The organism is Micromonospora sp. IBHARD003, from assembly GCF_056106285.1.
This window is the reverse complement of sequence record NZ_JBWBBX010000001.1, coordinates 7,117,782-7,139,361: the sequence shown is the minus strand read 5'-3', so window position 1 is coordinate 7,139,361 and position 21,580 is coordinate 7,117,782. Positions and strand designations below refer to the sequence as shown.

Below are 21,580 nucleotides of genomic sequence, written 5' to 3'. Positions count from 1 at the left end.
CGACGTAAGGATCGACCGCTCGTGAGCAGCAAGGTCCCCTCCATCACCCTCAACAACGGTATAGCAATGCCGCAGCTCGGCTTCGGTGTCTGGCAGATACCGGACGACGAGGCGGCGAAGGCCGTCGCCACGGCGCTGGAGGCCGGCTACCGCAGCATCGACACGGCAGCTGTCTACAAGAACGAGAAGGGCACGGGCAAGGCGGTGGCCGCCTCGGGAATTCCCCGCGAGGAGGTCTTCGTCACGACCAAGCTCTGGAACACCGAGCAGGGCTACGACGCGACGCTCCGCGCCTTCGACGCCTCCCTCGAGCGACTCGGCCTCGACTACATCGATCTGTATCTGATCCACTGGCCGGTACCGGCCAAGGACGCGTATGTGGACACGTACAAGGCCTTCGAGGCCATCCTGGCCGACGGCCGCGCCAGGGCGATCGGTGTGTCCAACTTCCTTCCCGGGCACCTGGAGCGGCTGATGGGTGAGACCTCGGTCGTGCCCGCGGTCAACCAGATCGAGCTCCACCCCCAGCTTCACCAGACGGAGTCCCGTGAGCTGCATGCCAAGCACGGCATCGCCACCGAGGCCTGGTCCCCGCTGGGTTCCGGCCGCGGCCTTCTGGAAGTGCCGACGATCGTCGCGATCGCGCGCAAGCACGGACGCACTCCGGCCCAGGCGGTGTTGCGCTGGCACCTTCAGGTCGGCAACATCGTGATCCCCAAGTCCGTGACTCCGTCCCGGATCCGGGAGAACATCGACGTCTTCGACTTCGAGCTGGACGAGGACGACCTGGCCGCCTTCGCGGCTCTCGATGAGGACCGCCGTCTGGGGCCGGATCCCGCCACGTTCAACCTCGGGGCCTGACCGCACGTCCGGACCTCGGCCGGGGATGGTTCATGGGGCTTCGCACCGGGCGAGGTCCCATGGACAGGTCCGCCTCTGTCCAGCGCCACTGCCCGCGCCCTGGCGCGAGTGGCATGCGCCGATTCGGCCACCATGCGGCCCATTCCGGTGGGCCCGGCCAGGAAACGGGCAGCAAGCGGGCCTGATTCGGGCGCGAAGCCGCTCTTTTGCCACCCCAAATTCTGCTTATGCTTGTCCCCGTGTTCGATTCCCGGTACATCAAGACCTTCCATGAGGTGGTCAGGACCGGTTCCTACTCAGCCGCTGCCCGTGCGCTGGGCTATACACAGCCGGCTGTCAGCCAGCAGATGAAGGCGCTCGAACGGGATGTCGGCACCCCGCTGTTCACCCGGGTCGGCCGGGGCCTCCGGCTCACCGAGGCCGGGGAGGCGCTGGCGCGGCACGCAGGAACCATCCTCAGCAGTCTCACGGCGGCCCAGCATCAGATAGACGCCCTCTCGCGGCTGCGGTCCGGACGGGTCAAGGTGTGCGCCTTTCCCAGCGCCGGAGCGACACTCATCCCCGAGGTCATGGCCTGGCTCGCCACCGAGCATCCGGGAATCAGGGTGGAGTTGGTGGAGAGCGAACCGCCGGACTCCCTGCGACTCGTGGCCGGGGGAGACTGTGACATCAGCCTGGCCTTCAGCTATCCGGGCCAGCCCGCCGAGATCCCGGACGAACTCGCCGAGATCCGGCTGCTGGAAGACCCGCTGACGGTACTGCTGCCCACCCGGCATCCGCTCGCCCGGCGGCGCTCCCTGCGACTGGCCGACCTGGCGCATGAACGGTGGATCGCCGGCTGTCTTCGCTGCCGCGCCAACTTCCTGCACGCCTGCACCGAGGCGGGCTTCACCCCCGATATCGCATGCACCACGGACGACAACCTGGTGATTCAGAGCCTGGTGGCGGCCGGGGTCGGCATCGCCATGGTCCCTTCGCTGGTGCTGTCCTTCCTCTGCCACGAGAAGGTCACCGGGCGGATCGTGGAGCCCCACACCCGTCGGCGGATCTATGCGTACGCGCTCCGCGACCATCTGCAGATCCCGGCCACGGCCCTGGTGCTGGACCGTCTGAAGGCGGTGGCCGAGGCGAGGACCGGCTGCTGATCGGGCCACGAACTCATAAGCATTCGTTGGGGGCACGGCAAACAACACTCCTTGGACGGGGGAGATCTTTCCGGCGGACGCTTCATGCATGACCCCTGCGAACGCGTCCACCACCACAGCGTCCCGGATGACCGCTCCGCTGCGCACCCTCGTGGCGGAGATACGCCAGACCGTGCTGCGCGGGCTGCCGCCCGAGCCCACGGCGCAGCTCGTGGGGCAACGGCTCGCCCCGTATCTGGGCATGCCCGGGCTGCTCACCGCGGAACAGTGCGAGGGTGACCCCGAGCGCTACCGCCAGCATGTGCTGCACGCCGAACCGGACGGCAGCTTCTCCGTGGTGGCCCTGGTCTGGCTGCCCGGACAGGCCACCACGATCCACGACCACGTCTCCTGGTGTGTGACCGGCGTCCACGAGGGCGAGGAGTACGAGCGCCGCTACCGGCTGGTCCCGCACGGCACGACGGCCCGGCTGATCGCCACCGAGGACGTGGTGAACCCGCGCGGCGCGGTGGCGGCCTTCGCGCCGCCCGGCGATATCCACCTCGTCCGCAACTCCGGTACGGGCAGGGCCCTTTCCCTCCATGTCTACGGGGCGGACATCTCCCGACTCGGCACGAGCGTCCGGCGCGTCTACGACCTGCCGGCCGACCGGTGAAGGCGCTGACGGGTTCGGACGCACCGGGCAGCACACGACGGAGCCAGTCCGCCGGGGCTGCGGGCCCCGCCGGTGCGGGATCGGCGAAGACGGGATCGGCGAAGACAGGTCCTGCCGGTACGGGATCGGCGAATGCCGGTCCCGCAGGTGCGGACACCGCAGGTGCGGACACCGCAGGTGCGGACACCGCAGGTGCGGACACCGCAGGTGCGGACACCGCAGGTGCCGGCCCCGCGAAGGCTGGTCCCGTCCCCGGGCTGGCGCTGGCCGCCGCCGGCGTGTGCGCGGCATGGCTGGTGCATCTCGCGCTGCCCGCCGTGCCGATGCTCACCGCCACGGTCGTGCTGGGCATCGCCGCCGCGCACACGCCCTGGCTGCGCACCCGTGTCCGGGGCCGCTGCCGGCCCGGACTCGCCCTGGCCGCGAAGAGACTCATGCGCGTCGGGATCGTGCTGCTCGGTCTCCGGCTGGGCATGGCGGACGTCGTGGACCTGGGCTGGGCGACGGTCGCCATGGTGGTCGCAGTGGTCGCCGCGACGTTCTGGGGCACGTGGTGGCTGGGGCGCCGGCTCGGACTGCCCGGCGACCAGCCGCTGCTGATCGCCACCGGGTACTCCATCTGCGGTGCGTCCGCGATCGGCGCGGTGAGCGCGGTGAACGACAGCGACGACGAGGACGTCGTCACCTCGGTGGCCCTGGTGACCCTGTGCGGCACCCTGGCCATCGCCGTACTACCGCTGCTGCACGGCCCGTTGGGGCTCACCGACGCCGAGTTCGGCCGCTGGGTGGGTGCCGGCGTCCATGACGTGGGCCAGGTGGTGGCGGCGGCCCAGACCGCGGGGACGGACGCGCTGGGCGAGGCCGTGCTGGTCAAGCTGATGCGCGTGGCACTGCTGGCCCCCCTGGTCGCGGCGCTCGCGGTCGCCGCACGCCGCCGCGGACGCGCCACCGGTGGTGCGGGGCGGCCCCCGCTCGTCCCCCTCTTCGTCGTGGGCTTTCTCGCCATGGTGGCTCTGCGCACGACGGGTCTGGTGCCCGCCACCGCCCTGACGGCGGCGGGCGTCGCCCAGGAACTGCTGCTGGCCGCGGCGCTGTTCGGGCTCGGCAGCGCCGTCCATCTGCCGTCGCTGACCAGAACGGGTCTGCGGGTGGCCGGGCTGGGGCTGACCGCCTGGGTGCTCATCGCGGCGGCGTCCTACGCGGGCGTGCTCCTGACTGCTTGAGGGGGCCGGAGGCGCGGGCTCAGGGAGCGGTCGGCGCCGCGTCCTCGTGACCGCTCCGGGCCGTGTGCACCGTACGGGCGTCGAGCACGAAGCAGTCCGGGCGGTGCATCAGGCCCTCCTTGTCGTCCGGGTCCAGGAGACGGTCCAGAACCGCTTTGTCGTCATCGTCCAGCAGCCCGTCCAGGATGGCGCGCCCCCAGGAGAACTCGGACACGAGGTGCCTGCGTACGGCGGAATCCAGCGGGGCCGGGATGTCGAGGAGGAAGGTACGGCTGGTGGCCTCCGACAGCCCCACGTCCGTCAGCAGCGCGGGCCAGTGCTCCACGACTCTCCTGGCGCCGGGCAGCGCGGCACGCATCTCCTCGAACCAGACGCTTCTCACCGCGTCGACACGCGCCTCGACGCCGGGACGTCCGATGCCGATGTCGCGCGGCAGGTGCCGGGGCGGAAGTCCGCCCTCGACGAGGGCGAGCAACCCGCCCGGGCGCAGCTGCCGTGCGAAGGCCGCGAGGACGGCGTGCTGGTCGCCCACGTGGTGCAAGGAGTTCCCGGCCCAGATGAGGTCGGCCGTGCCCAGCTCGTCCAGTCCGTCGGGCACTTCGGCGGCATGGACGCGGACACGGTCGCCGAGCCCGGCGCGCTCGGCCCGGGCGCGGGCGAGCTCGAGCAGCGCGGGGGCGGCGTCCACGGCGACGACCTCCGCGTACGGGAACGCCTCGGCGAGCAGACAGCTGACGACGCCGGGGCCGCTGCCGATGTCGAGGACGCGGCGCACGCCTTCGACGGGCATCCGGTCGGCGATCCACGCCGCGGCCTGCGTGTAGAGGGGCCGGTGCGCTTCGGCACCGCTCTCCAGGACCGGGGCGAGTGCGGCCCAGTCGATGTCGGTGGCGCCGTGATCGTGCCCGTGGTCATGGCCGTGGCCCCGGTCCTGGTGGTGGGCGGGGTCCTGGTGGTGGCGGTGAGTGCTCATGGCGTCAGGGTGCGTCCGTGCCCGGCTTCACGGCGAACCGTTTTGCCGTTGCGGCAAGACCGTGACGGGCGCGGCGGCGACGGCCGTGACGGCAGCACCCGTCGTCGCGGAGCCCATCGCGGAGCCCGTCACGGAGCCCGTCGCGGGAATCCTCGCGGTACCCGGCGCCGTTCGGGACGACGGATCCGATGCCGTGACCGCGCGGTGGTCCTGCGGGCTGAGCCCCCGGACGCGTTTGAACGCCGCGCTGAAGGCGAACGCGCCGCTGTAGCCGACCCGCCGGGCCACCGACTCCACGGTCGCGTCGGTGTGCCGCAGCAGGTCGGCCGCGAGGGCGTGCCGCCAGTCCGTCAGATACGTCATCGGCGGCTCGCCCACCAGTTCGGTGAACCGCCGGGCGAGTCCGGCCCGTGAAACGCCGCATGTGGCGGCCAGTGAGGCGACGGTCCAGGGGTACGCCGGATCGTTCTGCATCAGCCGTAGCGCCCTGCCCACGACCGGGTCCCCCATGGCCTGGTACCAGGCCGGTGCCTCGGCATCCGGCCGGGAGAACCAGCTCCGCACCGCCGCGATCAGCAGCAGGTCGAGCAACCGGTCCAGGACCACGCTCTGGCCTGGCTCGTCCCGGCTGATTTCCTGGTCGAGGACGGGCATCAGCGGGCAGTCCCACGCGTCGGCCGGCAGATGCAGCAGCCCCGGGAGAGCGTCCAGCAGCCGCCTGCCGACCTCGCTGTCCATCTGGTAGGTGCCGATGAGCATCGTGGTGCTGCCGTCGGGGGCATTGCCCCAGGTGCGTACGCCGAGGTGCATGCACTCCTCGAGCGGTTCGCCGTGCAGCGTGGTGCAGCTGCCGCCCGGCCCGATCACCGCGTAGGGCGGGGTGGACGGCGCGTCCGCGGCGAGATACGGCTCGGGCCCCCGGGCGATGGCGATGTCGCCCGGACGCAGCAGGACGGGCTCGCCCGCATCGGGCGCGATCCAGGCCTCGCCGCGGGTGACGCACATCAGGCAGAGCGGAGCACGGTCCTCGACGCGCAGGGACCAGGGCGGTTCCATCACCATGCGAAGCAGGAAGGCTCCTTTCGCCCGGGGGCCGTCGAGCAGTCCGGTGAGTGCGTCCATGGTTTCGAGCGTACGCGGCAGCGTGGACGCACGCGTATGGGATCGAGCCTCTGGCGCATGGAGAGTCCAGGCGGTGACCGCGAGGGTGGACCCATGACCGAGAACCTGGATGAGAACGCACAGCAGCTGACCGTGCTGGTGACGTCGGCGAGCGGCAAGACCGGCCGCCGGGTGGCAAAGCGGCTCGCCGAGCACGGTGTGAGCGTGCGGGCCGGCTCGCGCCACGGGGACGTGCCCTTCGACTGGGAGGACCCGTCGACCTGGGGCCCGGCGCTGTGTGGCGCCGACGCGGCGTATGTGGCCTACTACCCGGACCTCGCTGCGCCTGGCGCGGAGGACGCGATGCGCACCCTCGGGCGGCTCGCGGCCGAACAGGGAGTGCGCCGGCTCGTGCTGCTCTCGGGCCGCGGCGAGCCGCAGGCCGTGCGCGCGGAAGACGCACTGCGGGCGGCCGGGGTCCCGCTGACGGTGGTACGGGCGGCCTTCTTCGCCCAGAACTTCAGCGAAGGCGCTCTGGTCCCCGGGGTCCTCGCCGGGGAGATCCCCTTCCCCGCGGGCAGCACGGCCGAGCCCTTCCTCGATCTGGACGACCTGGCGGACGTCGTGGTCACGGTGCTGACGGACGGGGGTCACGCGGCCCGGACCCTGGAGCTGACGGGCCCCCGGCTGCTGACGTTCGACGAAGTCGCGGCGGAGCTGTCAGCCGTGACGGGCCGTCCGGTCCGCTATGTCCCGGTGTCCGGTGAGGAGTACGTGGGCGTCCTGCGGCAGTTGGGCATTCCCGAGGCGGACGCGAGCTGGCTGACGGAGCTCTTCACGATGCTCCTGGACGGACACAACTCCCATCTGTCGGACGGAGTCCGCCGTGTCCTCGGCCGTGAACCGAGGGACTTCGCCGACGCGGCGAAGGACGCGGCGGCATCGGGGGCGTGGCGGGGCTGAGCGGACGGGCATGGGGCTCCCGACATGGCGGCGGCCCGGGCCGTACCCGTCGCTGACAGGTACGGTCCGGGCCGTGGCGCCGGTCAGCCGCGGGCGTCCGTCCGGCGCAGGGCGAGGACCCGGAAGCGGGGGTCCGGGCGGGGCTCGTCCGGCTCGGGCAGCGCCCGCAGCCGGGCGGCGACAGTCTCGGCGACCGTGCCGCGGGCCGTCAGCCGCGACGCGTACTCGCCGCGCAGCACTGCCTGGGCCGTGCTGCGCGGCGAGCGGCCCTGCCCATGGCCGATGAAGTGCGTGTCTCCCGCCGGGAGGAGTCCATGTGCCGCGCCGAACGCCTCGATGCGGTCGGCGCTGTCGTACACCTCGCTCGTCCGATAGGGCTCGAGTACGGCGTCGATGTCGCACACCACGTCATGCCCGGCGTCCTTGTCGACGGTGGCGATGAACACCCCGCCGGGACGCAGCACCCGGGCTGCCTCGGCGACGACCGCGCGCGCGTCCCGGACGAGGTGGAGCAGCCAGACCGCGCTGACCGCGTCCACGGAGGCCGTGGGCAGCGGCAGTCGGCGCACATCGGCGAGGACGACATCGCCCACGCGCCGGGCGGCGATCCGCGCCATACCGGCCGAGGAGTCGGCACCCAGCACCCGTAGCCCCGGCCGGTCCAGTCGCTCGGTCACGAGGCCGGTGCCGCACCCGATGTCGAGGAGCGAGCGGGCAGCCGCAGGCACCAGGGAGAGCACGGCCATGGCCGCGGCGGCCGCGCGGGGCACTCCGCCCCGCGTCGCGTCGTAGAGGGCGGCCTCCATGTCGTAGTCGAGCGGGGAGTCCCGTCCGGCTCCGGAAGCCCCCGCGGTCTCACGCGCGGTCTCGTCGTCGTGCAGCACAGGTCAGCTCGCTCCGTGGTTCGGGGCGGCGGTCTCCACACGCTGTGCCAGCGCGAAGTCCCGCTCGGTGATGGCGCCGCCCGCGTCATGCGTGTTCACCGTAAGGCTGACCGTGTTGTATCCGAGCGTGAGATCCGAGTGGTGGTTGAGCTCCTCCTGGATCTGGGCCACGTGCACGACGAGCGCCGTCGCCGCGAAATGGCTGCCCAGCCGGTACGTGCGGGCGATCCGGTCACCTTCCTGGGACCAGCCGGGCAGTTCACGCAGCCTGTCCTCGATCTCCTTCTGCGACAACGGCTCTGTGGGCATGAGACCGACTCCCTCCGGGTGTGTCTGCGAGCGACGTTAACTTTGACCCATGACAACTGTCGCGCCCGACACGGGATTGGGGCCACTACTGCGCGGCTGGCGCGTGCGACGCGGGGTGAGCCAGCTGGAGCTGGCGCTGCGGGCCGGTTCGTCCGCGCGGCACAGCATCCGTATTCCGGCCGAACCACTCTGGCAGTCCACAAGGCCCGGCGACGGCGTCCCAGAAGTCATCAAGCGTCTCGATCGACCGCCCTCGCAGGTCAACCACGAGTTCCGACTCTGTCTTCTTGGCCATCGCAGCAGAGTAGCCAACCTCCACCCAGCCAGGCAGCGGTCCAAAGAGACAGGCTCGCTCGGGGCTCACAGCACCGGCGCGCTCCGGGTCGCCACGCACCCTTGCCCGGCTCCGCCGCAGGACAAGCAAACTCTGAGGGGGATCGGCGTAATCCATCCCGGAGCGGCTGCTCTATCCCCTAGTGACGGTGCTGGTGACGGATTCAGGCGCGCGGCCGTGTGGAGTCCTCGGAGATCACACGACCACGCGTGTCTGCGTCCGGTGCCCACCGGACGCAGGATGTGTGCGCTGCGCCAGTTCCTCGGCGCTTGACCTTGTAGTTGCTGTAAGGGCGAACATGGCGCCATGTTGTCCATCAGCGAATTCAGTGAAATGTGCTATCTGTCGCCGCAGACGCTGCGGTTCTACCACTCCGAGGGTTTGCTCGTCCCGGCCGACGTCAACGAGCAGACCGGCTACCGCTCGTACACATTTGAGCAGGTCGAACAGGCCATGCTGATCATGGTCCTGCGCGGCACGGGGATGAGCGTCAAGCTCGTCCGGCGTGCTCTCGACGAGCCGGATACGGCACCCGCCCTGTTGCAGCATCACAGTGCGGAGGTGCAGCGCCAGCGGCAGGCCCAGGACGAGACGATCAGCGACGCGCGCGAGTTCTTCAACTCGTGGCCGGAGGCGCGCCTGCGCCATGTACCCGAGATGACCGTGGTGTCGAAGCTGGTGTCCGGCCCCTGGACTGGAGGTGACCAGTACGACTGGGACGAAGCCGATGCCGCCGTCACCGCCACCGTTCAGGACGTGGTCAAGACTGTGGAGTCGTGCGGAGCCGTTGTGTCGGGGACCCCTTGGCGAGCCTGGGCCAGCGAGACCCCGGAGCAGAAGAGGCAGAGCATCACCGCCGAGGGGCCCCACTGGCTGGTGAAGATCCCCGTCACGGCGGACAAGAAAGCGGTCGCAGCTCTGCCCGGCAACGTCGAGGTGCAGCTCTTCGAGGCCCGGGACGAACTGTCGATATTCATCCCGGGCAAGAGCTCGATGGCCAAGTACGGCACCGCGCTCACGCGCCTGCTCATGCATCCCCTCGACGCCGCCTACATCGATATCTCCCGCATGCGCCATCTGCTGCACGACGACGGCGTCGAAACCACCGCTGCGATCTGCAAGCTCGACGAGACCGACATGGTCGGGTGATCTGACGAGCGGCGGCCCCTGCGCACCGAGAAGGATCCGAAGTCAACCCTCGAAGGGCTACCACTAGAGGGAGCCGCGGGGAGCCACGTGGGGAGCCACCGGGGGCGACACGAGGCGGCTCCCCATGGACGAACACGGACGGCTCCATGACGACTTGCTGGATCACGCGTCCCCGCTCCGCAGTGTCACTGAGCCCCTGGCTTACCGCGGAAGCAATTCGCGCTCGCTGCCCGTGGCACGGCCCTGTCCGAAGATGTCGTCCATCGCCTCAGCCCCCTCGGTGAGTACAGGGCGCAGCTGCTTGCGGTAGACCTGTTCCATGGTCTGGCTACCGCTGTGGCCGACCACGCGGGCGATGACCTCAATCGGGATGCCATGGTCCGACAGCAGGGAGACGAAGCTTGTCCGCAGCTCCCGGGTCGTCCAGTGTCGTCCAGTCCTTCGGGCTCTCGAATCCGGCTGTCTTCAGCAGGGATCGGAAGTTACGCAGGACGTTCGTTGAGGAACGCTGCTCGCCGGATCACTGTCAAGCGTGGCTCTTGCGGGCGGCTTCGACCGGGTCGTCCGCGTCCAAGGAGAGTCGGGCACGCGGCAGCAGTTGTTGTCCGACGGTGCGGGGCAGCGGCTATTTTTCGGTAAACGCTTCAGTCTCGCATTTCACGACCCACTGGTGCTTTTCCTCGGGTGGCAGTCCGTCAGCATACGCCAGCACGCCCTCGTTATCGACCGTCGCCTTGATGCCGTGTGAGCTGAGGCACTTCAGCCACTTATCCGCCTTGTCCCGGAAATCCGGATCCATCCTGGCAGACCGCCCGGACAGCATTTCGGGCTCCAGGTGCCCGCACTTCTTCTGGCCTGCTGGGAACTTCGGGTCCTTGGCAGGTTCCTCCATGCCCAAGTAGCCGCCGTCCGGGTTAGCTGCCATCTTGACTCCCTGCTTCGCCATGCAGTCGTAGTAGACGTTCCAGATCCTGCTCTCCTCCTCGTCTGAGGTGTCGGGCCTGATGAGAGGTCGCTCCGCTTGCGTCGCCGGCGGCGGCTTCTTCTTGTCTTCGCTCCCCTTCTTGGGACCTGTCACGCTCGCGACGCCCGTGCTCTCGTCTTCTCTGGCCTGCTCAGCCCCTCCTGCGCACGCCCCGAGCAGAAGCGTTCCGGCAAGCGCGGTGACTGCCGCGATCAGACCCCTCGCGTCTCGCGAATGGGTAGTTTCAGTAGCTCGCATGGTGTGAACCTTTCGTGGATTCCGTCCACCCCGGCCGGGACATACGGCCAGACCGCCGTGAAGGCGCACCCACCCCCGCAGCCGAGGGCGGCCTGAAGCGGGCCAAATGCCCGCTCCGGGTACGGAACGGGTGATCGTTGCGGACCGACAGATGTGCGGCGGCAAGGGGGCTATAACACCATCGGGGGTGTTACAGCCCCTCTCTGCAGCGGACACCGGTCAACCGCCCATGGCCCGTTCCGACAAGGAGGGGCCGCTGGCGGCACATGCCGAGGTGTGGCAGGTGTCAGGCCTGGTTCCGGGACATCGGGGGATTTTCCCCGGATCTCTCGGAGTTAATTGATGAATACTTTATCTACGTCCATGTAGGCGTCGAGGCTCACGGACTGCCACTTGCGGAATTGAATGAATGTTTCATTGTGGGTACTCCTCTTCTTGACCCGGACGGCCCCTGCGTTGTTTCCCGAAGAAAGAGCGAGGGGATCGTCCATGCGGGACCACATCCACCCCCGGTTCGCAAAGCAGGCGCTTACGGGACCAATTCGGGGAAGCATTATAAATTGGATCTTTACGAAATCTGTGCGGTTGCCGCATGGGACTTGATTGATGGCGGATGCCTGGGTTGCGGGCAGGCCGAGGGTCAGGGCGGCGGCCACCGCTACGGTCGCGGCCGCTCGCTTGAGCGTGCGAGGCATACGGATCCCTTCTTGTTGTTGTTTTCTTGTGCCGGACGGCGTGGAACGGGTGGTCGGGCATGGTGCCGTCCGGGGCTCGTGGTGGGCGCTCGGCTCAGGTTGTTGACAGCGTTGTCAGGAGGTGCGCGACGTGGTCGTTCTGTGCCTGAACCTGCTGTCGATAGGTGGTCAGCGCAGCGGTGTTGCCTGACACGAGTTGCCGCTGATATCCCGTCAGTACCGCGAAGTAGACGGCGGCCAGGCCCGATGACCTCGTGCAGGCCTCGGCGGCGGTGGCCGCGGCGATCTCGTCGATTGTCGCCTTCGGCGTCTTCCAGGGGCCGGCGGCCAGTTTCTCGGGGTCCTGGGCTGGGTGGTCCGCTTGTGTCATGCAGGTGCTCCAGCGTGTGCGCGCGGCGGTCACCCGCCCATCCGCACCCGTCTGCTGCAGTGACTGGTCGAACAGGCGCTGGGTCAGCGTCCAGCCGTCGGTGCCTGCCAGGCTGGGCAGTTGCTTGTCGGCTGCGTCCCAACACGCCTGGAAGTCTTTGCCTTCCGCGCCGCTCAGGCCGGGCGTGTGCGGAATTGCCTGTCCTGGATGGAAGCCCTGGCGCTTTGCTGTCGCCGGGCCGATGTAGCCCCAGGCGCCGGCCGGGCGGATCGCTTCGCTGTCCTGCCCGGTGACCTGGATCATGGCCTGGCCCGAGTAGCTCCGGTGCCCACGGCTCTTCATGCACTTCACGACCAGCGCTTTTCGTGCCGTGAACAGCCGGTCGTCGTCCTTCTCCGAGGTGCCGTAGGCGGACAGCGGGAGCGCCAGCAGTCCGTCGTATCCGGTGGCGGGCGGTGTCGGCGACGCCTCGATGGCAGGCGGCGTCGCCCCCGTGTCCGCAGCGCCGTTCGCGCCGCCGGCGGAGCACCCGGTGGCCAGCAGACCGGCGATCGCCATGGCACAGGCGACGCTCGCGACTTGCCTTGGCATGCGCGGTGAGGCAGGAGCGCCTGGAGCGGGCTGGGAAGGGGCCGGCGTGCGCAGCCGCGCCGCGTACCGCAGGATGCGGGCAACCGGCAGTTCGCGGCGGATGATGTCGTCCTGGGGCACGAGCCCCGTCACTTCGCCCGCGAATCGCCCCGCGAAGGCCTCCAGCAGCGTGGTCTCTCCCGCTCCGCCGCCACCGGCGATGGCCGTCACCTCACCGGCACGCAGGACCACCGCTGACGTCGTCATGAGGATGTGAACACCTCGTCCTGGCCGAGGCGGAGATGATGGTGCTTGGCGTCGAGACAGGCGTACTCGGTGGTGCGGAGCCCGGCAAGGATCCCTGCTTCGAACTTGGTCATACCCCTCATAGAGCGCGCCGAGGTGGTCAGTTGACTCTGATGCAGAAACTGTGAGGCGGCTCACTTCTGTGACACGCGACGCGACGAGCGCGACCCATGAGTGCGGTGCCGATCAGTCGTCGGTCAGGAGGCGCTACGCGACTGGTACCGGGAATGCGATCTGCTGACCGGCGGCGTGGAAACCGTCATCGGCGCCGACAGCACCGCGTTCCTGCTGATGTTCCTTGCCGATCCGGTCGCGCAACGGCTTGGAGCCTCTCGGACCTGGTCGTCCACGCCATCACCGCAGGTCACCGCGTAGATCCGCCAACGGTCCCCGTGGAGCCACGGCCGGAGGGCACGGGTGGCCCCACAGGGTCGGCCGGGGGTCCCGCCGCGAGGTCCTGACACCCGGACGCTCGGACGCCCCGCGTCCTGCCCGTCGGCCCCCGGCCCGCTCGGCGGCCGTTGCCGGAGCATCGGCGCGGGAGGACCCGAGGGGCCGGGGGCGCCCGACCGGGTCCGCCCGGGGCGAGCCGGGCGGACGCGGTGGGTCGGGGAGGGCGGGTCAGCGGGACGAGCCGCTCCTGGATGGCCGTCCTTCCCCGGTGGCGGCCGCTGTCTGTTCCGGTTCGGGCGCAGCGGCCCTGGACGGCGGATTCGGCTCGGCTTCCGGGAGGTCCGTTCGGACCGCATTGGGCGGTTCCGTACGGGCGGTCTCCGGCGGGTCGGTACGGGCTACTTCGGCGCGGATCATGGCGTTCAGTGCTGCGAAGGCGTCGATGGGCATGGCTCTGCTCCCTGCGCGTGACGAGGGGTGGTGTGAGGGCGGTGAGCCGTCCGGGAGCAAGGGCGGCACACCGGTGCCCTCCGTCCCGCACGGGCCTTCCCTCAGCAGCGCAGGACCGGGGACCTCGACGCATCGGGGGCGGGCGGTGACACCACGGGAGCCGCCGCGCCGGCCGGTGCCGAAGACGCGGGCACCGCGGTCGACAGGGCGTCACCGGGCTGTCCGCCCCGTCGTTCCGTACGCCGGGGCGCCGGCGGCTGATCCACTTCGGCGGTGTCCTGAGCGCCCTCGCCCTGGAAGTCGGCGGGTGCGGAGGAGGCCGGGGCGGGGCCGTGCGGCGCGGTGACGGACGCGCCCGCCGGTGCACCGAGCAGCGCGACGACCGCCGTCAGGACGACGATCGCGGCACGAACGGCGGCACAGCGCCTGGCACGGTTCACGGGCACAACCTCCTGCACCTGCCACACGTGCCCACCGGCAGGCTCCGGACGTGCGCCCCGGCGCGGGATCCGCCCCCGCGGGTTAACGCATTACGCCGAATGCGCCTCGTCCAGCTCGTCTAGTGCTGTGACCGGATAGGTTCACCGGCTCGCGGTGTCCTGCACGGCGTCTCGCTGCGTTGTCGAATCACCCGAGTACATCCAGTACAAGGCCGATCCTCCGCCTTGCGATACACCGCACCGGACGCCGCGAGCTTCCCGGCAAACCTATCCGGTCACAGCACTAGCTCGCCTGTCTTGTCTGCCTCTTCCGCCCTGCGCTCGGTCCCCGGGCCGGGCCGCCGGCGGCGCGCCGACATCCAGGCGTGGACGAGCACGCCGGCGAACAGGAACAGCACGCCCTGGTAGACCGCGGCATAGCCCGAACCGGCGACCAGCCACATCGAGAAGGCGGCGGCGACCACCGCGAGCACGCCGTCGCGCACCAAACGGGCTCGGCTGACGAGGTGGCCACGTCCCGAGGCCAGGTGGTGGATCTGCGCGGCTGTGGACAGCAGATACGGCACCGTCGCCGTGAAGGTGGTGACGAGCACGAGGATCTCGAAGACCCCGTCCGAGCCGGCGGTGTAGTTGTAGACCGTCAGCAGCGAGGCGAGGACGACGGTCACGAGCACGCCCGCCGTCGGGACGCCGCGCCGCTTGCGGGCGAAGACCGCGGGGAAGAGGCCGTCCCGGGCGGCCGCGTAGGGAGTCTGGGCGCTCAGCAGGGTCCAGCCGTTCAGCGCACCGGCCATCGACACCAGCGCCATGCAGGCCACTGCCGTACCGCCCCACGCCCCGCCGAACATCGCGTTGACGGCGTCCGAGAAGGGCGCTTTCGACTCGACGAGGCGGTCGTGTGCCACGGTGCCGAAGACCGCGAGCGTGCCGAGTAGATAGATCACCGCCGCCCCGGCCGTGCCGAGGATCGTGGCGCGTCCGACATTGCGCTGCGGGTCCCGTACCTCGCCGGCGCTCACCGCCGCGGACTCGATGCCCAGATAGCTGAAGAGCAGGATCGCCGCGGACGCCGAGATCGCCCCGGCCGTGCCGGAACCGCTCGCCTCGAACGGCCCGAGGTTGTCCGCGTCGAAGAAGAACAGACCGCCCACGGCGACCAGCAGCAGGGGGACGAACTTCAGGACCGTGGCGACCAGCTGGACCGCTCCGACGTAGCGCGTGCCGGCCAGGTTGGCGACGGCGGGCAGCCACTGCAGAAGCAGCGCGGCGCCGATCGTCGCGGGCTTGGAGTCGTGCAGCGGTACGAGGACGTCGAGGTAGCCGACGGCCGCGACGGCGAGCGCGGCGTTCGACACCCACGCGGTGATCCAGTACGACCAGGCAGCGAGGAAGCCCGCGAAGTCACCGAAGGCCTCGCGGGCGTAGACGTACGGACCGCCGGTCGTCGGATTCCGCTGCGCGAGCCGTCCGAAGACGAGGGCGAGCGCGATCGCGCCGACGGTCAGGACGGCGAAGGCGACGAGGCTGACGGTCCCGAACGGGGCCACGGAGGCGGGGAGCAGGAAGATACCGCCGCCGATGATGTTGCCCATGACCAGAGCGGTGGCGACGGGGAGACCGAAGCGCCGGTCGTGTTTGCTTTGCTCTTTGCTCTGTTCCCCGGCGGGGGCCGTGGTGGTTCGCTGCGAGGGAACAGTCGTGGTCATGAGGGTGATGCGCCTTTCTCCGTGCAAACCCGACCATGGTCGGGGACGGTGGGCGCTCCTCAAAATTCAGTCGGGTTCGTCCTGCGCGGACCGCTCCGGCACCGGAAATGCTTCGCCGGTGCGGTCCGGTGACCGGTGATCTTCCGCTCCTTCGGTGAGCGGCACCCGCGGACTGTGCGCCTGCGTCCGGGCCTCCCCGAGCCAGCGCCTGAGCACGAGGTGCACCTGTTCGGCGCCCACCAGCTGCGTGTCGTCCGCGCCGGACGTACGCGTCGCGCCCGCCGGTACGGGCTCGGACAGTTCGTACGGCGACAGCAGGAACGGGTACGCCTGCTCACCCCCGAGACCGCCGTGGGAGCCGATCTGTTCCTCGAAGGCGTGCACACGTCCGCTCCCGGGGTCATAGCGCGAGTTGACCATGATGTCGGCGACATGGGGGAACGAGTCGGTACGCCGGACGGCATCGGCCGCACCCGGCCCGAACACGGCGAGCGGGCCGGTGCCGTCCAGCGTGGGCACCGGTATTTCGGCTCCGCCCGGTCCGAGCACCAACGAGCCGTGCCGCTCGCTGCGCACCAGCAGGAAGCCGATGCCCGGATGGCTCGCGAGGGTGCGCAGCAGGGCCGGGTGACGGCGGTCGATCTGTTCGCGGCTGAGCCGCCCTGCGGCGTCCGGGAAGGAAATCAGCCCGAGATTGCCCGAGGCGAGGACCACGGGACCGGATCGGCCGGCCGGCTGCTCCTGCGCCTCCTCACTCCCGACCGGGCGGTGCAGGGCGCTGCGCAGTGCGTCCCGGGCGGCGTCGCGGGCCTCCGCACCGCTCGGGGTGCGTCCTGCCCGGCGTGACACGGGCAGGCCGCAGCCGGCCCTGACGAGGTCTTTCAGGGTGAGTCCGTATGCCTGTGCGAACGTCTCGCCGGGGCTCTGGCCATGGTCGGAGAGCAGCACGATCCGGTAGGGGCGGGGTGCGTGTGCGGCGACCTTGGCCATCAGCGCGACCGCCCGGTCGATCCGCTGCAGCACCTTCGCGGCGTCACGGCTGTGCGGCCCCGAGTGGTGGGCGACCTCGTCGTAGGCGACGAGGTCCGCGTAGACGGCGGTGCGGCCGGCCAGCATGTCCCCGATCACCGCGGCGACCACGACGTCTCGTTCGACGACGGTCGCGAAGGCCCGGATGAAGGGGTAGAGGCCGCCGCGTCCGACGCGCGGCCGGTCGCCGCGCAGCCGGGAGCGGATCGACTGACCGCACTCGCGCAGGACTTCCGCGATGAAGGAGACGGCGGTGCGGACGGCGTTGGCGGGGTCGGAGAAGTAGGCGAAGTAACCGGCCCGGGAACGGTTGGCGCGGCCCCGGCGGGCGGCCACGGACAGCACCAGTGCCAGTTGGTCGGCGCCACCGCCGAACAGATTGCCGCGGCTCGCTCCGTCCGCGCCGAGCAGTCCCGCGTCGCGGGTGCGGGCGACGGCGCGGCGCTGGAGTTCGGCGGCGGCCGCGGGGCGGTTGCTGACCATGGTCCGGCCGGTGTCCTTCTCGTACCAGCGGAATCCGGGGACGTCGTGGTTCGAGCCGTGCAGGATGCCAAGCTGACTGGCACCGGTCTGGCTGGACCAGTCGGTGCGCCAGCGGGTGAGGCGGTGGCTGGTGCCGAGCCAGCGGGCCACGGTCGGCATCAGCCCGTCGTCGACGGCCCGGCACAGGACGGTGTGCCCGACGCCGTCGAGCTGGAGGAACACGGTGCCGGCCGGCGTGCTGCCCCCGATACGGTCGCCGCGGCGCCGCCGTCTTCGGTCGGCGAGGCGGGAGAGCCGTCGCCGGTAGGCGTTGTCGTCCCCCACGGTGAGGGCGGTGGAGGTGGCGGAGGCGACGGCGGACATGACGGCGGCGACCACCACAGCGGTGCGCGGGTCGGCGGCGCCGCGGCCGTCGGGGATCAGCCAGAGCGCGAGGAGCAGCAGGGAACCGTTGAGGAAGAACACCAGCAGTCCGAGCACCAGCGCGGGCACCAGCAGCAGGGCCCTCACGGCCAGCGGCCACACCAGGGCGCTCAGCAGTCCGAAGACGCCCGCGCCCCAGGCGGCGGTGACCGCCGTACGGGTGATGCTGTCCCCGCCGGGGGACTGGAGCTCGAAGTCCGGGAGGATGCCTGCGAGGGCGAGCAGGGTGAGGGTGGACACCGACCACACCACGATCACCCGCAGCAGGGCGCTGCCCGCGGTCCGCCAGGGCCGCTCGATTACGCGCCGTTCGCCCACGCGCCGTCACTGCCTTCCGACTCGCCTGCGATCCAGCGTGGCACAAGGCCGGGCACGGTCCCCTGGTTCACCCTGCCGGACAGGACCCCAGGAGGTGGATCCGGGCCCGCGCCGTGGGACGGACGAACACAGCGACAGAAATCAGCGGCGGAAATCGGCGGCGGGACTCAGCAGCCGTCGTAGCCCGCGGTCGGCATCGACAGCCGGCGGTGCACACTCGCCTTCATCGCCGCGTTGTAGACCGGTTCGTCGAGGCCGGCGGTCTCCAGCGGCACACCGCGGCGTGCGCACTCGGCCGTGAACTCCGGCACGGAGGTCAGAGCCCGCGCCAGCACCCGTTCGCTGGGGGCGACGAAGAGATCCACCTGCCCCGCCTCGACATCGGCCCACAACACCCCGTTTTCGGGGCGCAGTCCGTAGAACAGCAGCTCACGGGTGACGACATGGCCCCGGCCCGCGGCCCAGCGTGCACACATCGCGTGCTGGCTGCGCGTGTCGACGAGGAAGGGCTCGCTGTCCAGCTCCTCGAGCGGGGTCAGGCTGGCTATCGATGCCACACGCAGCGGGTGCCGCCCGGGGTCCGGTGCGCCGTCCGGTGCGTCCTCCATGGACCCTTCTCCCTGTGCCCTCGCGTGGTGCGGTACGCCGGTTGTTGAAGGCGACCCTACTCCGGTGACGAGGGCGCAAGGGAGGCGCACATCGGCGCTCGACCGGCGCGGTCCGCTCTCCCCGCGCCCTTCGCTCACGGCACCAGGGCGTGCGATCCCGGCAAGATCCAAACGAATGGTCCTACGCTCGTAGCGGAGACATCGCCCGGGACGGGCGAGGGCAGCGAGGAGGCGGTCGCGTGCCGGTGGAAGTCACCTGGTGGGGTCATGCCACCTGCACGGTCGAGGACTCCGGGGTGCGGGTGCTGACCGATCCGCTGTTCGTAAGCCGGCTCGCTCATCTGCGGCGCCGGCGCGGGGCCGTGCCCCCGCCCGAGGCCGCGGTCGCCGAGGCCGTACTCGTCTCGCATCTGCACTCCGACCACCTGCATCTGCCGTCGCTGGCCCGGCTGGCGCCCGGTACCCGGCTGATCGTGCCGCGCGGGGCGCCGCGGTCGGTGCCGGGGCTGAGGCGGCTGCGGGGGCTCTGCGTCACGGAGATGGCGCCGGGTGAGGAGGTGACCGTCGACGCGTTGCGCGTACGTGCCGTGCCGGCACTGCACGACGGGCGGCGGCTGCCGTTCGGCCCGCACCGCTCCCCCGCGCTCGGCTATGTGATCCGGGGCGAGGCACGGACGTACTTCGCCGGGGACACCGGGCTGTTCTCCGGCATGGCGGAGGCGGTCGGTCCCATCGACGTGGCCCTGCTGCCGGTTGGTGGCTGGGGTCCCTTCCTGGGGCACGGGCACCTCGATCCGGACCGGGCGGCCCGTGCGCTGGCCGCGCTGGACCCGCGGGCGGCGGTGCCGGTGCACTACGGCACGTACTGGCCGATCGGCATGGACGCGATCCGGCCGCACGAGTTCCATGCGCCGGGGGACGAGTTCGCGCGGAAGGCGGCACGGCTGGCGCCGGGGGTGGCCGTGCACCGGCTGGGGCACGGCGAGAGCGTCCGGCCGGAGGTCTCACGGTGACGTTCCAGGCGGCCCTCGGCCCGCTGCCGCCGGAGTCGACCCAGCAGGCGGTCGGCTATCCGTCGCTGTTCCTGCTGGTGGCGCTGGGTGCGCTGGTGCCGGTGATTCCGACGGGCGCGATCGTGAGCTCCGCCGCGGTGGTGGCGTTCCATCAGACCCTGCCGTTCGCGCTGCTGCTGGTGTTCCTGGTGTCGGCGCTCGCGGCGTTCACCGGGGACGTCGCGCTGTACTGGCTGGGGCGGCGCGGGGTCGGCTCCAGGAACGGCTCACGGTGGCTGGGGGCCCTGCGGCAGCGGGCGGCACCGGAGCGGCTCGCGCAGGCGCAGCGGGGGCTCGACGAACGCGGGGCGACGGTGCTGGTGCTGTCCCGGCTGGTGCCGGCCGGACGCATTCCGGTGATGCTGGCCTGTCTGCTGGCCGGGATGCCGCTGCGGCGCTTCGCACGCAGTGATGTTCCGGCGTGCCTCGTCTGGGCGGCGGCGTACGGGCTCATCGGGATCCTCGGCGGCTCGCTCTTCCCCGAGCCGTGGCAGGGGGTTGTCGCGGCGGTGGGCCTGGCGTTGCTGATCGGCGCGGCGCCCACGTTGTGGCACAGGCTGCGCCGGCCCCGGCCGTCCGGCGGCCGCCGGCTGTGAGACTCCGCGCCGGCGGTCGGCGGTGTGCCGCACGGCGACCGGTGCCTCGTCAGCCGGCGGCCAGGCGGCACGACCCTCCGATGGGCAGATCCCAGAGCCTGTCGCGCGGAAGACCGGTGTGCTCCCAGGCGGCAAGCAGCCGGGTCAGCGGCTCCAGCACGGGCTCGGCCGAGAGGACGAACGTCGCCCAGTGCATCGGTGCCATGTTCCGGGCGCCGAGGTCGGCGAAGGCCTGTACGGCCTCCTCGGGGTCGATGTGCACGGTGCTGAGCCACCAGCGCGGCGCGTAGGCCCCGATCGGCAGCAGGGCCAAGTCGATGTCCCGGTGGCGGTCGCCGATCTCCTTGAACCAGTGGCCGTACCCCGTGTCCCCGGCGAAGTAGATCTGCCGGCCCCGCCGGTCGCCGATGACCCAGCCGCCCCACAGCGAGCGGCAGGTGTCCGTGAGGGTCCGCCTGGACCAGTGGTGTGCCGGTACGAAGTCGAAGCGCACCGCTCCCCCGTCGGGCGAGGGCAGCTCGGCGGCCTCCCACCAGTCGAGCTCGGTGACCCGGCTGAACCGGCGCCGCCGGAACCACCGGCCGAGTCCGGCCGGGACGAACACCGGGGTGCGCCTGGGGAGGCGGGCGACGGTGGGGGCGTCGAGATGGTCGTAGTGGTTGTGGCTGATGACCACGGCGTCGATGGACGGCAGGTCCTCCCAGCGCACCCCGACCGGGGTGAGCCGGGCGGGCGTGCCGAGGATCCGGCGCGACCACACGGGGTCCGTGAGCACGGTCAGCCCGCCGATGGCGACCACCCAACTGGCGTGTCCGGCCCAGGTGACGGCGACGGTCCCGGGCTCGGCCACGGGCAGCGGCCCCGGCGCGAAGGGCAGTTGCGGGATGTCGGCGAGGCCCGCCGCGGCGGGCCGCAGCGCGCCCTCTCTGGCCAGCCTCGCGAGGGCTCTTACGCCGGGCAGCGGCGCGGTCAGCCGGCCCGCGAAGGAGCGGGTCGGACGGCGGGTGAAACCGAGCGGACGCAGCCGGCTCCTGGGCCGGGCTCCGGCAGGGGACGCGGGCCGGTCCTCTCCACGGCGGCCCGGCGCGTCCGCAGGTGGACGCGGACCGGAGCCGCCCTCCGACGCGTCCGCGGGGCTGCGCGGACCGGAGCGGGCCGCCTCGGATGCGTGCGGCGGGGTGCGCCGGGAGAGCTCCGTCCCGGCGCGGTCCGGGGCCCCGGGGGGCATGGCCGTGGTCCGCGCGCCGGGCGGTCCGGCCGGCAGGCCCTGGGGGTCGTCGGGCGGGGGCGGGGGCTCCGGGTGGTCCGTCATCTGCGGCTCC

The 21,580-nt window shown here is 71.1% G+C and carries 21 protein-coding genes and 1 pseudogene; 9 read left to right on the top strand and 13 right to left on the bottom strand.

Going from position 1 to position 21,580, the window contains the following annotated elements; translation table 11 throughout:
- Positions 1 to 21: 21 nt before the first annotated feature.
- From ACTWOL_RS31235 to ACTWOL_RS31220, 4 genes are all read left to right on the top strand, one after another.
- Positions 22 to 861, top strand: a complete 840-nt coding sequence (locus tag ACTWOL_RS31235; protein ID WP_474300198.1) for an aldo/keto reductase — start codon at positions 22 to 24, stop codon at positions 859 to 861.
- A 239-nt stretch (positions 862 to 1,100) separates the two neighbouring features.
- Complete coding sequence (locus tag ACTWOL_RS31230) at positions 1,101 to 2,006, top strand: LysR family transcriptional regulator (RefSeq protein ID WP_474300197.1); 906 nt, start codon at positions 1,101 to 1,103, stop codon at positions 2,004 to 2,006.
- Positions 2,007 to 2,094: 88 nt separating this feature from the next.
- Entirely contained in the window at positions 2,095 to 2,661 is a 567-nt protein-coding gene (locus ACTWOL_RS31225; RefSeq protein ID WP_474300196.1) for a cysteine dioxygenase family protein, read from the top strand.
- Positions 2,658 to 3,884 carry a YeiH family protein gene (locus ACTWOL_RS31220; RefSeq protein ID WP_474300195.1) on the top strand — a complete coding sequence of 409 codons (1,227 nt, stop codon included), beginning with the start codon at positions 2,658 to 2,660 and terminating at the stop codon, positions 3,882 to 3,884. The genes ACTWOL_RS31225 and ACTWOL_RS31220 overlap by 4 nt, the downstream gene beginning before the upstream one ends.
- Positions 3,885 to 3,903: 19 nt before the next feature.
- Here the strand turns inward: ACTWOL_RS31220 and ACTWOL_RS31215 are convergent, their stop codons facing one another.
- Together ACTWOL_RS31215 and ACTWOL_RS31210 are read right to left on the bottom strand one after the other, a co-directional pair.
- Positions 3,904 to 4,857, bottom strand: a complete 954-nt coding sequence (locus tag ACTWOL_RS31215; RefSeq protein WP_474300194.1) for a class I SAM-dependent methyltransferase — start codon at positions 4,855 to 4,857, stop codon at positions 3,904 to 3,906.
- Between the two features lie 198 nt (positions 4,858 to 5,055).
- Positions 5,056 to 5,979: pseudogene (locus tag ACTWOL_RS31210) on the bottom strand (AraC family transcriptional regulator); the annotation flags it as partial.
- Between the two features lie 93 nt (positions 5,980 to 6,072).
- On the opposite strand from ACTWOL_RS31210, the gene ACTWOL_RS31205 reads away from it, so the two are divergent.
- Positions 6,073 to 6,921, top strand: coding sequence for an NmrA family NAD(P)-binding protein (locus tag ACTWOL_RS31205; RefSeq protein ID WP_474300193.1), 849 nt, complete (start codon positions 6,073 to 6,075; stop codon positions 6,919 to 6,921).
- Between the two features lie 83 nt (positions 6,922 to 7,004).
- Here the strand turns inward: ACTWOL_RS31205 and ACTWOL_RS31200 are convergent, their stop codons facing one another.
- From ACTWOL_RS31200 to ACTWOL_RS31190, 3 genes are all read right to left on the bottom strand, one after another.
- Positions 7,005 to 7,805 carry a class I SAM-dependent methyltransferase gene (locus ACTWOL_RS31200; protein ID WP_474300192.1) on the bottom strand — a complete coding sequence of 267 codons (801 nt, stop codon included), beginning with the start codon at positions 7,803 to 7,805 and terminating at the stop codon, positions 7,005 to 7,007.
- A gap of 3 nt (positions 7,806 to 7,808) precedes the next feature.
- A complete protein-coding gene (locus ACTWOL_RS31195) occupies positions 7,809 to 8,114 on the bottom strand; it encodes a 4a-hydroxytetrahydrobiopterin dehydratase (protein ID WP_474300191.1) in 306 nt (101 codons plus the stop codon).
- Between the two features lie 85 nt (positions 8,115 to 8,199).
- Complete coding sequence (locus ACTWOL_RS31190) at positions 8,200 to 8,409, bottom strand: barstar family protein (protein ID WP_474300190.1); 210 nt, start codon at positions 8,407 to 8,409, stop codon at positions 8,200 to 8,202.
- 345 nt (positions 8,410 to 8,754) lie between these two features.
- Between ACTWOL_RS31190 and ACTWOL_RS31185 the strand changes: the two genes are divergently transcribed.
- On the top strand, positions 8,755 to 9,597 hold the full coding sequence (locus tag ACTWOL_RS31185) for a MerR family transcriptional regulator (RefSeq protein WP_474300189.1): 843 nt from the start codon (positions 8,755 to 8,757) through the stop codon (positions 9,595 to 9,597).
- 625 nt (positions 9,598 to 10,222) lie between these two features.
- On the opposite strand, the gene ACTWOL_RS31180 is transcribed toward ACTWOL_RS31185, so the two are convergent.
- Together ACTWOL_RS31180 and ACTWOL_RS31175 are read right to left on the bottom strand one after the other, a co-directional pair.
- Positions 10,223 to 10,819, bottom strand: a complete 597-nt coding sequence (locus ACTWOL_RS31180) for a hypothetical protein (protein ID WP_474300188.1) — start codon at positions 10,817 to 10,819, stop codon at positions 10,223 to 10,225.
- A gap of 789 nt (positions 10,820 to 11,608) precedes the next feature.
- Positions 11,609 to 12,706, bottom strand: a complete 1,098-nt coding sequence (locus ACTWOL_RS31175; RefSeq protein WP_474300187.1) for a P-loop NTPase family protein — start codon at positions 12,704 to 12,706, stop codon at positions 11,609 to 11,611.
- A gap of 228 nt (positions 12,707 to 12,934) precedes the next feature.
- On the opposite strand from ACTWOL_RS31175, the gene ACTWOL_RS31170 reads away from it, so the two are divergent.
- Entirely contained in the window at positions 12,935 to 13,135 is a 201-nt protein-coding gene (locus ACTWOL_RS31170) for a hypothetical protein (RefSeq protein WP_474300186.1), read from the top strand.
- 246 nt (positions 13,136 to 13,381) lie between these two features.
- Here the strand turns inward: ACTWOL_RS31170 and ACTWOL_RS31165 are convergent, their stop codons facing one another.
- The 5 genes from ACTWOL_RS31165 to ACTWOL_RS31145 form a co-directional block, all read right to left on the bottom strand.
- A complete protein-coding gene (locus tag ACTWOL_RS31165) occupies positions 13,382 to 13,603 on the bottom strand; it encodes a hypothetical protein (protein ID WP_474300185.1) in 222 nt (73 codons plus the stop codon).
- 101 nt (positions 13,604 to 13,704) lie between these two features.
- Positions 13,705 to 14,043 carry a hypothetical protein gene (locus ACTWOL_RS31160; protein ID WP_474300184.1) on the bottom strand — a complete coding sequence of 113 codons (339 nt, stop codon included), beginning with the start codon at positions 14,041 to 14,043 and terminating at the stop codon, positions 13,705 to 13,707.
- A 275-nt stretch (positions 14,044 to 14,318) separates the two neighbouring features.
- Positions 14,319 to 15,749: an amino acid permease gene (locus ACTWOL_RS31155; protein WP_474300183.1), complete on the bottom strand. Its 1,431-nt coding sequence runs from the start codon at positions 15,747 to 15,749 to the stop codon at positions 14,319 to 14,321.
- Positions 15,750 to 15,815: 66 nt separating this feature from the next.
- On the bottom strand, positions 15,816 to 18,002 hold the full coding sequence (locus ACTWOL_RS31150; RefSeq protein WP_474300182.1) for a phage holin family protein: 2,187 nt from the start codon (positions 18,000 to 18,002) through the stop codon (positions 15,816 to 15,818).
- 167 nt (positions 18,003 to 18,169) lie between these two features.
- Positions 18,170 to 18,610, bottom strand: coding sequence for a hypothetical protein (locus ACTWOL_RS31145; protein WP_474300181.1), 441 nt, complete (start codon positions 18,608 to 18,610; stop codon positions 18,170 to 18,172).
- Between the two features lie 239 nt (positions 18,611 to 18,849).
- Between ACTWOL_RS31145 and ACTWOL_RS31140 the strand changes: the two genes are divergently transcribed.
- Both ACTWOL_RS31140 and ACTWOL_RS31135 read left to right on the top strand, forming a co-directional pair.
- Positions 18,850 to 19,623, top strand: coding sequence for an MBL fold metallo-hydrolase (locus ACTWOL_RS31140; RefSeq protein ID WP_474300180.1), 774 nt, complete (start codon positions 18,850 to 18,852; stop codon positions 19,621 to 19,623).
- On the top strand, positions 19,620 to 20,258 hold the full coding sequence (locus ACTWOL_RS31135; RefSeq protein ID WP_474300179.1) for a DedA family protein: 639 nt from the start codon (positions 19,620 to 19,622) through the stop codon (positions 20,256 to 20,258). Before ACTWOL_RS31140 ends, ACTWOL_RS31135 begins: the two co-directional genes overlap by 4 nt.
- Before the next feature lie 49 nt (positions 20,259 to 20,307).
- On the opposite strand, the gene ACTWOL_RS31130 is transcribed toward ACTWOL_RS31135, so the two are convergent.
- The gene (locus ACTWOL_RS31130; protein ID WP_474300178.1) at positions 20,308 to 21,570 is read right to left on the bottom strand and encodes an MBL fold metallo-hydrolase; all 1,263 of its coding nucleotides are present in this window, start codon (positions 21,568 to 21,570) and stop codon (positions 20,308 to 20,310) included.
- Between the last annotated feature and the right edge of the window lie 10 nt (positions 21,571 to 21,580).